Annotated in this window: 12 protein-coding genes; 6 read left to right on the top strand and 6 right to left on the bottom strand. The window is 58.3% G+C overall.

Going from position 1 to position 12,190, the window contains the following annotated elements:
* Positions 1-65: 65 nt before the first annotated feature.
* Positions 66-2,084 carry a ParB/RepB/Spo0J family partition protein gene (locus tag J2X38_RS16185; protein WP_039575697.1) on the bottom strand — a complete coding sequence of 673 codons (2,019 nt, stop codon included), beginning with the start codon at positions 2,082-2,084 and terminating at the stop codon, positions 66-68.
* Between the two features lie 32 nt (positions 2,085-2,116).
* Entirely contained in the window at positions 2,117-3,061 is a 945-nt protein-coding gene (locus J2X38_RS16180) for a toprim domain-containing protein (RefSeq protein WP_234716070.1), read from the bottom strand.
* Positions 3,062-3,256: 195 nt separating this feature from the next.
* Between J2X38_RS16180 and J2X38_RS16175 the strand changes: the two genes are divergently transcribed.
* Positions 3,257-3,457 (top strand): helix-turn-helix domain-containing protein, encoded by a 201-nt coding sequence (locus J2X38_RS16175; RefSeq protein ID WP_039575699.1) that lies wholly within the window; start codon positions 3,257-3,259, stop codon positions 3,455-3,457.
* Here J2X38_RS16175 and J2X38_RS16170 read toward each other — a convergent pair.
* Together J2X38_RS16170 and J2X38_RS16165 are read right to left on the bottom strand one after the other, a co-directional pair.
* Positions 3,454-4,689 (bottom strand): phage integrase central domain-containing protein, encoded by a 1,236-nt coding sequence (locus J2X38_RS16170; protein ID WP_039575702.1) that lies wholly within the window; start codon positions 4,687-4,689, stop codon positions 3,454-3,456. The genes J2X38_RS16175 and J2X38_RS16170 overlap by 4 nt on opposite strands.
* 278 nt (positions 4,690-4,967) lie before the next feature.
* Positions 4,968-5,876, bottom strand: coding sequence for a hypothetical protein (locus tag J2X38_RS16165; RefSeq protein WP_310255438.1), 909 nt, complete (start codon positions 5,874-5,876; stop codon positions 4,968-4,970).
* A gap of 212 nt (positions 5,877-6,088) precedes the next feature.
* Here J2X38_RS16165 and J2X38_RS16160 point away from each other — a divergent pair, with 212 nt between their 5' ends.
* The 5 genes from J2X38_RS16160 (at position 6,089) to J2X38_RS16140 (ending at position 10,280) form a co-directional block, all read left to right on the top strand.
* Positions 6,089-6,766, top strand: a complete 678-nt coding sequence (locus tag J2X38_RS16160; RefSeq protein ID WP_310255436.1) for a recombinase family protein — start codon at positions 6,089-6,091, stop codon at positions 6,764-6,766.
* Positions 6,767-7,837: 1,071 nt separating this feature from the next.
* Positions 7,838-8,182, top strand: coding sequence for a hypothetical protein (locus J2X38_RS16155; protein WP_310255434.1), 345 nt, complete (start codon positions 7,838-7,840; stop codon positions 8,180-8,182).
* A complete protein-coding gene (locus J2X38_RS16150; RefSeq protein WP_310255432.1) occupies positions 8,172-8,705 on the top strand; it encodes a hypothetical protein in 534 nt (177 codons plus the stop codon). The genes J2X38_RS16155 and J2X38_RS16150 overlap by 11 nt, the downstream gene beginning before the upstream one ends.
* A 61-nt stretch (positions 8,706-8,766) precedes the next feature.
* Positions 8,767-9,513, top strand: coding sequence for a hypothetical protein (locus J2X38_RS16145; protein ID WP_310255430.1), 747 nt, complete (start codon positions 8,767-8,769; stop codon positions 9,511-9,513).
* Positions 9,510-10,280 (top strand): hypothetical protein, encoded by a 771-nt coding sequence (locus J2X38_RS16140; protein WP_310255428.1) that lies wholly within the window; start codon positions 9,510-9,512, stop codon positions 10,278-10,280. The genes J2X38_RS16145 and J2X38_RS16140 overlap by 4 nt, the downstream gene beginning before the upstream one ends.
* 94 nt (positions 10,281-10,374) lie before the next feature.
* Here the strand turns inward: J2X38_RS16140 and J2X38_RS16135 are convergent, their stop codons facing one another.
* The gene (locus J2X38_RS16135) at positions 10,375-10,611 is read right to left on the bottom strand and encodes a hypothetical protein (protein ID WP_310255426.1); all 237 of its coding nucleotides are present in this window, start codon (positions 10,609-10,611) and stop codon (positions 10,375-10,377) included.
* A gap of 23 nt (positions 10,612-10,634) precedes the next feature.
* Positions 10,635-12,167, bottom strand: a complete 1,533-nt coding sequence (locus J2X38_RS16130; protein ID WP_310255424.1) for a site-specific integrase — start codon at positions 12,165-12,167, stop codon at positions 10,635-10,637.
* Positions 12,168-12,190: the final 23 nt, after the last annotated feature.

Raw genomic sequence — 12,190 nt, 5'->3', positions numbered from 1 at the left:
GACGCGAATGGCAGGAAAAGAGGGGCCGCGGCGTGTGGCCGCGACCCAATAGGCCGGACGGAGAATCAGGCCGCGTCGGAGAGCTGCTCGTCCTCGTCGACATCATCGGCAGGATCGCCCGCCGCCTCGGGATCGACGGCGTCGGTCATTTCGTCATCGCGATCATCGTTCACCGGTTCGGCGACCGGGTGCTCGAAGCGCATGGCGTCAGGGAGCCACGCAAGCGCCTTTTCCTTGACGTCCGCCTCGACGATGATGTTCCCGGCGAAGAGCTGTTCAGCCGAGGACGCGAGCAAGTCCTTCTTCGATGCCCCGTAGCGCTGGCTGAGTTCGCTGCCACCGATGTCCTGGAAGAGGTCGATGATGGAGCTCTTGGTCAGCCGCTTGAAGTAATTCGCGGCCGTCGGGCGCCACCAGGCGGCGACGTCGATCTCGAGCTTGCGACCGAGATGATCGACGAAACCGCTGGCGGAATCTTTCATGGGCACCGCATGGATCGTCCGGGCAATCGCCCAGGCGAGCCAAGCCGCACGCGCTTCTTCGCCGAGCGCGCAGAAGGCATCGTAGCGCCCGGCGACGCCGATGTTCGGCTGGACCCAGCTTCGATCGAGCCCCTCTTCGAGCTTCGTCCATTCGTCAGCCGCGAGCGATCCGCTCTCGAAGCCAATGACGCGCGACGGCGCAGAGTCGGCGCGAAGGTCGCTCGCGAGATCGGAGGCGTAGCGCCGCAAAGCCGCATCGACCATCACGAACGTGCCGAGATCGAGCGCGAAGCGCGGATCGCTTGCGACATGGACCCGGAGCAGCTCGGCTTTCATCGTCGCGAGTTCGTCGATGAGCCGCTGGCTCATCGACGGTTTCGCCGAAACAGAGCCTTCGGTGTCGCCGTCGTCATCTTCGTCGCCATCGATGTCTTCGTCGGCCTCGTTCGGGACCATGTAGGCCTGATGATGAACGCGGGGCTGGCCGTCTTCGCCGATGACGAGGAAGGCGAGGGCCGCGGCTTTCTGGTCTTCGGTGAGGACTGCCGGTCGATTCTGGATGCCGCTCAGTTCGGATTCGAGTTCGCGATACCGCTGTTCCTCGTCCTCGGTGATGCCGTCATCACTCTCGTCAGCGGATTCGGCGATGGAGTTCATCTCGGCCTCGATCTCGGCGCACCGCGCTTCCTCCTCTGCCGTCGGTTCGGGGATCTCGCCGCGGACCGGGCGGAGGCCGTCATAATCCGCGAACGAGATGCGCGTCATTGGGACCGCGCGAATTTCCGCGTAGCCCTCGCGCGCGCGGATCGATTCAGCTTCCGCCGCAAGCTTCTCATCGGCGAGCCGGTCGAGGACGTCGCCGTCGATCCAGTTTTCGGACGCGCTGTCGGAGAAGAGGTCGGAGTCGATCCGCCCGCCCGCTTCGACATAGGCTTCGCGTCCAACGAGCAAAGCCTTCGGGTCGTTGCCTCGATAGTTGCCGGCGGCGAGCTCACGCCGGATGGTGAACGGGTCATTACGGTAATAGCTCTCGCGATATTGCTCGAAGACACGGGCCTGTCGGGCTGTGTCCGACGTGCTGCCATAGGCTTTCGCGATTTCGAGGGTGATTTCGCCCTTGCGCAGCGCATCGAAGACTGTCTCGTGCAGGTCCGCGAGACGGACGCGACCGAGAACAAAACGCTCGGTTTTGCCGAAGCGCGCCGCTACCTGGGCCGCAGTCTTGTCCTCTTTCTCGATCATATTCTTGAACGCCATGCATTCGTCCGCAGCGCTCATCGGCAGCTTGCGATTTTCAGCATAGCTGAGTTCGATCGCGTCCTTGGTGTCGGGCCGAACCATGACCGGTACTTTGAAATCTTCCGGAAGCTCGCCCTTCTCGATCAGCGCGTGCACCCTCGTGAGACGGCGCCCGCCGCCGAAGATGCTGTACTGATCCTTCTTGCGCTTGACAGCGGTGCCAATCAGATTCTGGATGATGAAGCCGGCCTGGCCGATCATAGCTTCCAGTTCGGCATCGGCATCCGGGTCGCTTTCGGTTCGGACATTGAGCGGCGACACGACGCAATTGCGCGCGAGAGCGTATATGATGGGAAATGTCATAGTCTGTCTCCTGGCGGCGATGGCCCGACCATTCAGGCCGCTCGGCGCCGCCAGTCCCTCGCTCCCTTCCCTCCATGTCGTAGGACGTCGTTCCAGTCGTTCCGATCGTTCCATGGCCAGATCGTCTCGATACGCCGTCCGGAGACCGCCTGCGCCTTCATGGCGAGCGGCACGGCGAGGCGGCCGGCACGGTCGTTGTCGGGCAACAGGATGAGACGCGACACCGAATCTGGCGTAGCAATACGTGGGATGCGCTCATTGCCGAGCGCAGCCCAGACCGGAATGCCGAGGAGGATCATCGCCGAGATCGCTGTCTCGATGCCCTCGGCAATTCCGAGTGTATCAGTGGCGGGCGCGAGTCGAACCGCACCTGTGCGGGGGTGACCGAGCAATCTGCGAGGATGCTGGAGGTCGCGCGCGCGTCGGCCCTTGCGATCCAGGAAGGTCCGGTGGACGGCCACCAATCCCGAATCATCTGTTACCGCGGCGAGCATCGCCGGTCGGAACACGGCCAGTCGCCCCCTGCCAAGCGGCGTTCGCGGAGCGAAGCGCAGGCAGTCAGGTGCAATATCGATCGACCTATTCCGCAAATAGGTCTCCGCGATTGTCCAATTTATTGGCCGACCAATGCCCCACAGCTCACGGGCACGCCGCTGTAGCCATTCCTTAGGCAGGCAGGATGGCACACCCCTGCCGTCATGCGCGTCGAGGGCGGTCAGATCGTCGCGACGGAGAGCCCGGAGCACATCGGAAATGTCGCAGCCGGCAAAGCATTTGAACAAAAGTCGTGTTTCGCCAACCCTGACCGACAGGCTCGGCGTTCGATCGTCATGAGCAGGACAGCAGCACATGCCAGAATCGCCTGACCAAGCCCCGCCTAAGCGGCGCACAAGAGCAGCCCCGGCGACCTCGAGTTCTGGCTTTCGAGACGTTGAAAACCCAGCAGGCATGGCAAGCCTCTTCATCAGGACGGACACGCAATCCCCCCCTCTCTTCCTCCTCGCTCGGCTTGGCTGCAGCATTGGTCCGATTGCCCCCGCGGCGCAGGAATGCCGCCGACCGGCAGATTTATGCCCTAACCCTTGTGACGAACGTGGCGCCGGGAATACTCGAGCCGGCGAAAGCTGCGTTGGAACCGCGCGCAAAAATGTCTCGTTGCGAGGACACGAAAGATGCGGGATTCTGATGACGCTCCGGTCGAGATCGTATTTGTCGAGCCCCTAACGGTGCGGATTTCGACCGCCGTCAAGCTTACCGGCATCAGTCGATCACGAATATATGAACTCATCGAGTCCGGCGACCTCGACACCGTCAAGGTCGGCCGGTCCACATTAATTCCATTCAAGAGCCTCAAGGCGCTGACCGGCGGCTAGCCACTTGAGTTCGCCGGTTTCCCGAAAGCGGGTCGCAGAATTTGAGCGCCATCGCGAAGCTCGTTCAGATAGTCGGACCAATGTTGCATCATGCGGACGCGCTCATCCCAATATTCGCCTCGCGTGTAGATACGGCGGGTCGCATTGGCATCGAGATGGGCGAGCTGCCTCTCGATCGCATCAGGGTGCCACATGCCCATCTGGTTGAGGAGCGTGGCTGCTGTCGATCGGAACCCATGCGCCGTCATCTCCTCGCGGCTATAGCCGAGGCGACGCAGTGCCGCGCTCACCGTATTCTCGGACATGCACCGCCGGGAGGTCCGAAACGACGGAAACAGAAATTGCCCATGGCCGGTGAGGCCGTGCAGTACTTCAAGCATTTCGAGAACCTGCCTCGACAGGGGAACACAGTGCTGGCGACGCATTTTCATTTTGTCGGCCGGGATCGTCCACACCGCGTCCTCGACATCGATCTCTGTCCATTCCGCCTGTCGCAATTCCCCCGGCCTGACGAAGACATGCGGAGTCAGTCGCAGCGCAATCGCCGTGATTTCGTGACCGGTATATCCTTCGATAGCGCGCAAGAGCGCCCCTGTTTCCTTGCGGGTCGTGATCGCGGCGTGGTGCTTTACCTTGGGTGCCGTGAGCGCGCCGCGCAGGTCAGCCGCGAGATCACGGTCGGCCCTTGCGGTGGCGATTGCATAGCGGAAGACTCTGCTAATAACGCTGCGCATTCGACGGGCACTTTCATACCGGCCATTTGCTTCGACCTTTCGGAGAACGGCCAGAACTTCCTGGGGCGTGATTTTTGAGATCGGCCGGCTGCCGATCAATGGATTGGCGATATCGAGAAGCCAGCGAATTTTGCGAAGCGTGACGGCCGCGCGCTCTTCCCGTTCGTTTTTCGCCAGCCATTCCGCCGCAATCGTCTTGAACGTGTTGTCCTCGGCGATCTTTCGGGTGATCCGTTCGACCTTCTTTTCCGCGGCCGGGTCGAGACCGGAGACGATTTTCTTGCGGGCCGCGTCTCGCAACTCACGGGCGGCGGAAATCCCGACGTCCGGCCAAGACCCGAAGTAGAGCGTCTTTTGCCGTTCGAGGTGCCGATAGTTCATTCGCCAGAGTTTGGCCCCGTTCGGCCTTACCAAGAGGTACAGCGCATCCGAATCGGCCATTTTATAGGCCTTTTCCATGGGCTTGGCGTTCGAGATCTGGATGTGGGTAAGCGTCATGATGGTTTCACCTGCAAGAGGCTGACCGGAACCATCAAAAACACCATCAAAGCTGATGGTATGCTGATGGTTCCGGCTGGATCAGCCTGGATTCCATTCAGCGATTCTCATCGAAAAAACGGTGGAAAACCAGCCGCTTGCTGGACATTCCCGGACGTTGCCGGAAAGGTCACTGGTGCCCAGAAGAGGATTTGATGGGCCGACCACTAACTATTGGAAAATAAAGAGATTTCCTAAAACGCCTAGTCCGGCTGTACTAACCCTTTGTACTAGGGAAATCAACGGTTATCCGTCGATGTGGGTCCCTGTTTAGGCACCGCATTTGCCGGTGATCTCTGATTGTCTGCCAAAACAGGGACCTGATTGCGAAGAATGTCTGCAACCCGCTCGCAGTTAAATGCTCCGTCCAAGCAGATGAGAAATGCAGTCACAGATAGAGCAATAGGAATATACTTCTCCAAAGCGGTAAAGCCAACTCGCTGAGACCTGCTAATTCTACTCGATATTATCTCTATTCTCTTAGAAAAATTAATGGTTCTAACTTCTATATCTTCAATTTTATTAAATATTTTATTATGAATTTTGTCAATCTTGCTCCATTTATCTTTAATGGATTTACTGTCTTTAAGGTATAATTGTATACCTACACTCATAGCATCCTTAATCTGGCCAATATGATCAAATAAACTATAGCCCTCCTTAGATTTTAGTTTTTCATAGTCATCCCCAATAGAACGAAGTATATTGATTTGCTTGTCCATATTATCTATATTTGATCTAAGCTTGGATCTCAGAATTTCAATATCGTCATCACCATTGCTACTCATTAAGGGTTTCACTTGGGCGTGAAATTCCGTGACAGCAGATACTTCAGCCTTAAGGGATGTCACAAACGCATTGAGCTTTGCAGCGACCCCGGCGCCCGTGCTGTCAGCCGTGATCTCCGAATTTCTCGCCTCAACAGCTAGAAGCTCGACCCAGTAGGACCAGAAGAAATAGAGCAGCGCAGCGCCGAGCAGGAAGTACGCAGCCGGGCCGGGGACCTGACTATCCCCTACTCCCGGTATCTTCACCTGATCGGGGGACGCTACGGCCAGTATCGCAACGATGGCCGAGACGAACAGGAGGTTGCGCTTATGCTTCGCAAAGCTCTCCGATAGCGACAGTTCGATATTTTGCCCTGACAATTTCGTCTCCCCCTAGCCCTTGCGGTATCACAACCGGCCACGGCCTGAAAATGATACTGTCATGCGCGGGGGTACCTCAGAGCATTTGTGCGCGATTGTCCCCGTGGGGTGGGCTGGCCGTAGCTGGGCTGCGCAAGCCGATCATTGCCGTATTGCATCCTACGTTGTTCATGGGTATACGAGGGTAGACATATGAACAGATAGGGCAGACAATGAACGATCATCGCCATACCAAGGCTATCGCATACCTACGGGTATCGACCGACCGACAGGGCAAGAGCGGGCTAGGACTAGATGCGCAACGGGATGCCGTAGCCAGATACCTAGCGAGCAATGGGCTTGGGCTTATCGCTGAGCATGTCGAGGTTGAAACCGGCAAGGGCAGCAATGCGCTAGCCCGACGGCCTGAGCTTGTCGCTGCGCTGGCTGCGGCGAAGAAGGAGCGGGCTGTATTGATCGTGGCCAAGCTGGATCGCCTAGCCCGTAACACTCGCTTCCTGCTTACCCTGATCGACAGCGGGGCAGATGTTGCCTTTGCTGATATGCCTCAGGTGTCCGGGCCTATGGGCCGGTTCATCGTCACACAGATGGCAGCCGTTGCTGAGCTAGAGGCTGGGCTGATTTCTCAGCGGACCAAGGCAGCCCTTGCCGCCGCAAAGGAGCGGGGACAGGTGCTAGGGAAGCATGGGAAGGTGCAGGCTGCCCGGAACAAGGCTGAGGCCGTGGAACGCCTAGAGCCGGTCCTGCCGGTGCTACGGGAATTGAAGGGCGAAGGGATGACCATGCGCCAGATGGTCGCGGCCCTGAATGACCGGGGGATTGCCAGCCCTGCCGGGGGGAAATGGCACCTAGCATCGCTGCACAAGGCGCTGGGCCGGATGGCCGCATAATCGTATTGGGACACCCTTGAGGAAAACGGCAGATTTTGGCTGTCTTATATCACTGATACACCTTGGATATACTGTGTTAGTGTATTGCTACACCCAATCGCTACACACTTGAGAGAAGAAACCTGCATCTATCTGAACCGGGAAGGGTCCAGCGCACTCACCGGCCTGCAATCGGGACCGCGACACGCGCTGGCTGATACACACTTGAGGGATGATCCGGCATACCAGATGCTGTGGCCGACGATGGAAATTGGCCACAAACTCTAGCTGGTACCGTCTTGAGAGAAACGGGCCGATCCATTTCGGCATCGTCTTGAGGAAAACGGCAATTCGTTACCGCTTTGAAGGATAGACCATTTCGCCGCCCTCTTGAGGACTAAGCCGCCCTCACCCGCCCATGTTGAACAGCCGGGCATATTATCGCGCCACCCGTAAAGCCGGGGAAACGTCAGGCATGACGGACTAAACATGATCGTTCCATACGTGCGCCGAAAGGTGCGCTAGCGTAAGCGGAGAGCAGCAGGAAAGGCTAAGGCCAATCATGCTGGGAACGAAACGAGACGGGCAATGCAAGCCAAACTCAAGTCAACTCAGGATCATGCAACCGCATACCTAGACTAGAGGCTGTGTTGTTTCGATCCTCTATATCCTCAGGGTGTTAGCTGAAAAGTTACATCTGTATTTGAGGGGAGAGGAACGAGACGGGATACAGCCAAAACTCAGTCAATCTAGGATCATACTATTATAGTATATCCTGATATGATCATATCATTCTCATAATCAGCTTAGATGCTTAGTTAATTTGCATCATCTAACTATCTAGGCTGTTTACGGGAATGATCCCTTACCCTTTATCCGGCTAGGTCAGCCTCCCTTGGTATGCTCCCAAGGTTTCCTTCCCGCTTGTCTGACAACAGGCGAGTAGCAGGCTGATCTAGTCGGGTAAGTTTCGGACAATTGGCCACGATTGGCCACAATTTCACCAAGTCCTCTGCCCTTCGGAACCAGTCCGAGCGCGGGAGGCATCTATCATACTCTTTGGGCCAATTGGCCACAATTCAGGACACGCATATGCTGACCATTGATATTTCGGTACTCCACGGGGAGGCCGTCACAGATTACCTTGCCTGCGCTGATCGTCGGGCAATTGGCGGCTTCCGTACCGCCCTTGAATTTTTGAACATACCGCTGCCCATCGCAGCCCTTCGGAAACCGGACCAGCGCCGGGGCATCCGTCATGTCATGCAGGCTTACAATGCCGATAATCCCGTTGAGGCGATCCGGGACAATCACGAACGGCTGAGCGCCGGGAATGAAACCAGCAAGGCGCAACAGGCTGCCCGCTCGAATGGCGACATACTGAACAGCTTAGACCCCTCAGACCTATTGAAAGGATCGGACGACAATGCCCGCTAATACGAAGGCAGCAACCTCTGCCGAGCTTACATCACAGCTTGAATATCTCCGGGCCGATCTGACCAAGGTCAATGCGACGATCGAGCTTATCGGTAAGCCCGCAATTACCAAGGCCGAGCAACTGGTAAAGGCTATCACCGATGCCAACGAACAGCTTGCCGTTGCCCTTGCCAATGAGGCTGAGGCGGAACGACAGGCCCGACTTGCCGGGTTTGGCAACATCACCGTCACCGTTGCTTACCCGTCGAACTATGAGGGCAACCTACTGCGGGCAATCTTCACCGTCGAATATACCCGGCTGCAATACAACATGGCTTTCCGGGCTGCGGTGATGAAACCGCACAAGCTGATTGGTTTCTCTGCACTCCCCGCCGATGCGCTGGAATATCTGGTCGAGAAACGCCCTGAGGCTATCCCTGTCGAGATTAGCAACCTTGCCCCCGGCGATCCTTGGGAAGCATTCCGCCGCTATTTCCTTGCCCTGCGCCGGGGACGCTTGGACAGCTATGCCATCGCAGCCTAAGCCCGCCACGGGTCACAAGGCGAGTTGGACCCCGGAACGCCGGGCAAAGCAATCTGCGGCCATGAAAGCTAGGCAGGCAGCGATACTTGCCGATCCGAACAGGAAGCCGAGCAAGGCCGAATTGACCCGACAGGCGCGAGCTAAGCGGGAAGCTGCCAAGGCCAAGCGGGACGCGCAACAGGAAGCCCTGCGGCAATACATCACCGACAAGGGCAGCACCATCAAGACCCCCGAACAGCGGGAAAAGGGACGACAGGAATATCTTGCCCGGAAAGCATCACAGCCCCGCAAGCAGGATTACAATGCACCCCCTTGGCCGCAATCGCTCGACGCCCTGCGATCTGAGTGCGGGGAGCATGGCGAGCTAGTCGCTTCCCATGCCGTCGCTATAGCTGCACGGGGCTGGGCCTGCGACCGTCTAACCGTTGATGGATTAATCCAGCCGGGCAACGCTAGCCGCAATCCCGCTGCCATCGTCCGAACCAGCCTAGATCTCCACCTATGCCAGCTATGGCAGGATGCCGGGGCCGCTGGGCATTGGGTCAAATATGGCAACCCTGCACTCCGCGACCTGTCCCCGGCATCACGACAGGAAGCCATGCTTGTGGTCGAAGAAACCATTGCCGAGTGGGAAGCTGCGGGCAGCCCCGGCTTGAACCATGCCGCCCTCTATGCCGCCTATCGGTATCTCTGCGGGCACGTCTGGACCGGGCAGCTAGCCCACTTTGCCCGCTGCATAGATGCCCCGCCCGAATTGATCGAGGCCGGGCTGGCCGAACCTATTAAACTCAAGGAAGGAACCGAATGAGCTTAACCCCCCGACAGCGGATCGAGCTAAATGCTGCCCTGTCTATGATTACCCTGCACGGGCATAATCCCCGCACTGTACAGGAAGCCGCTAAGGCGCAAATTGCACGGGGCATTCCCCATGTAGACGCATACAGCAACGCCCTTGAGGGCTTCGCTAAGCAAGTCCCAGGTATCCGCGAAACGCTGGCCACGATCATTGAGCTAGTGGCACATAGCGATGCCCCGACGCTGGCCAAATACGATGCCGCTATCAGTCAGTTTAACCAGACCGGCGACAACAGCGCGCTTACCACCCTTGAACCGATGATCGTTGAGGATTTCAAAGCCCTGATCGTCGCCAAGGGACTAGCAACGCCTGAGGATGCCGCTTCGCTGGATTGGGGCATTACCGACGCCCTCGCGTTTAGCGACCAAGCTGTTGCCGCTGAACCTTGGGCACCCACCCCCGCCGAGATTGCTGCCCCGACCGGGCAGACCGATACCCCACAGGAAGGAAATAACATGAACTCACGCGAATATGCCGAGGCCGTCCGCCAGCTTCGAGCTAACCTCAAAGGCCGTCCCATCGACGACAGCCCGGAATATGCGGCCCTACAGGCTCAGTATACCGGACGCCCGCCCGCTGCTGCCGGTCCCGCCCCGGTAATTCAGAACGGGCAGGTGGTCATTCCCGGCCATTGGACCGTCACCGGATACCGAGCAACTCAGACCGGCGAGCGCGCCCGATCATATGCGGGCGTCCCGGTTACCGACACCCCGGCCTGAGGCCCGACAGGGAATCTCTCAGGGGCAAATGAGGCGCTGGATAGGGCAACCTACCCGGCGACCTCTGCCGCCTCTGTACGGGCCGCAAATCGGCTCAGGGAGCGGCGTCGTTTTCCGCCCGGCGCTGCCGATCAAATTCCTCCCACCAATCCTTCTTGCGGCCCTCGCGGTAATTCCACCAGCCGAACGCTGCGGCTGCCGCAAAGCCGCCTAATATGAAGTTATCGTTTGGAGTTACATTCGCCCCATACATACCGACTGCGATTAACAGGCCGATCAATACCAGCCAGCCGGTATCGCCCGCTTGCCACTTTTCATAAGGCATCTTCATTGCAGCCCTCCCCCATCCGGGGATTAAGACGGCGATGGCGGAAATATCAACCCCGGCACCCGATAGGATGCGATGGCTTCAACGAGCTTTGTCATTGATGGCGCTGCCCCGTATTTGTCTGCGGCATCCTTACCCTCATGCCCTTGGAACTCCCGACAGACACGCTCAGCAATGCCCGCGTCAACGGCATAGGTTTTCCATGTATGGCGGAATGAGTGAAACACCTTGGTCCTGTCGGTGATACCGATCTGGCGCTTATACCGCCCGAACCATTGCCCCCACTTATCTGTAAGTTTTTGCCCGACCCCTACCGGCTTCAATTCGGGAAACACCCTGCCCTGTTGATTGGCTAGACCCTGCACATAGCGGATAAATCCAAGCTCGATCAGCTTGGGGTGCAGCGGGATAAGGCGGCGGCTGGCAGCGTTCTTAACCTGATTGGCCAGCCCTTCCCCGTCATCCGGGGTATCCGTAATATCAATGCACCATACCTGTTGCCGGTTTTCGTCCCCGTCCACATACGGGGCCTTCCGAACATCGCTGACCCGCAACTGGCCTAGCTCCTCTCTGCGCGCTCCCATGAACAGGGCGAGCAAGGGCAGCCAGTATGCAGCCTCTCCGCCACAGCCACTAGGCCGCTCGCCATTGGCATGAACCGGGCCAGCTAGCAGGGCGGTTAGGTCATCTATGTCAAAGTCTTTCCGGGCCTCTCCCTTATCCGTCACCCGCATACGAACATTTTTGACGGGGTTGGCCTCTATCTTGTCATCTTGCGCTGCCCAATCGAGCAACGTCCTGAGGTATCCCAGATGGTCCCGCACATTGACTTGCGACCGGGCAGGGTCCGCTATCAGCCGTTGCTTGTACGCCATGACATCGGCCTTGCTGATTAGCTCGACAGACTTACGGCCCATGATCGAATGGAACAGGTTGGCGGAACTGAGATAGGCAGCCTTGCCCTTGGCCGATGGATTGCGCTCAGCGGCCCACCCGGCAACAATATCGGTATCGAGATAGATGCCCTTCCCTTTCGGCTCAGGAATGGCCTCACCGGGGACGAGGGGAGCAATACGGGCAATCCGCTTGTTCGCTTCCTGCTCGATCCTGATTGCCGCCATCTCCCTTTCATGGGCAAGGGCTAGCTGAGCGGCGCGGGCAACGTCCTGCGGGGCAGCATCGGGAACCAGCCCGGCGCTCAGGGCATCCATGACAGGCTCAAGCTCAGCAATCTCTAGGTCAGCATCTATGTACGCCTCAGATGCAAGGGCGTCCTGTTCCTGATCGAACTCCCACCGCTGCCGGTCACGGGCAAGCTGGGCCTGCGATCTAGCCGGGGCGGGTTTAGGGGCTGGGCGGGTTGATGCCCTCGCCTGTTCAATCTGACGCTGGGCTGCCTTGGTCTGATCGGGGATAAGGCGCTTAGCGGTATCCCGGTCCTTTGTTCCGAGGCTGAATTTAATTTCGCGCTTCCCATCGAAGCGGGGGCGAAGCTCCACAGGGATGCCCATGCGGAAATAATAGACCCCGTTCGGGGCCTTGTGGAGATAGGTACACATAGCGATTGCTCCCTAGCACGTTT

This window comes from Sphingopyxis sp. BE235, assembly GCF_031457175.1.
Taxonomy (GTDB): domain Bacteria; phylum Pseudomonadota; class Alphaproteobacteria; order Sphingomonadales; family Sphingomonadaceae; genus Sphingopyxis.
This window is presented reverse-complemented; position numbering and strand designations above follow the sequence as displayed.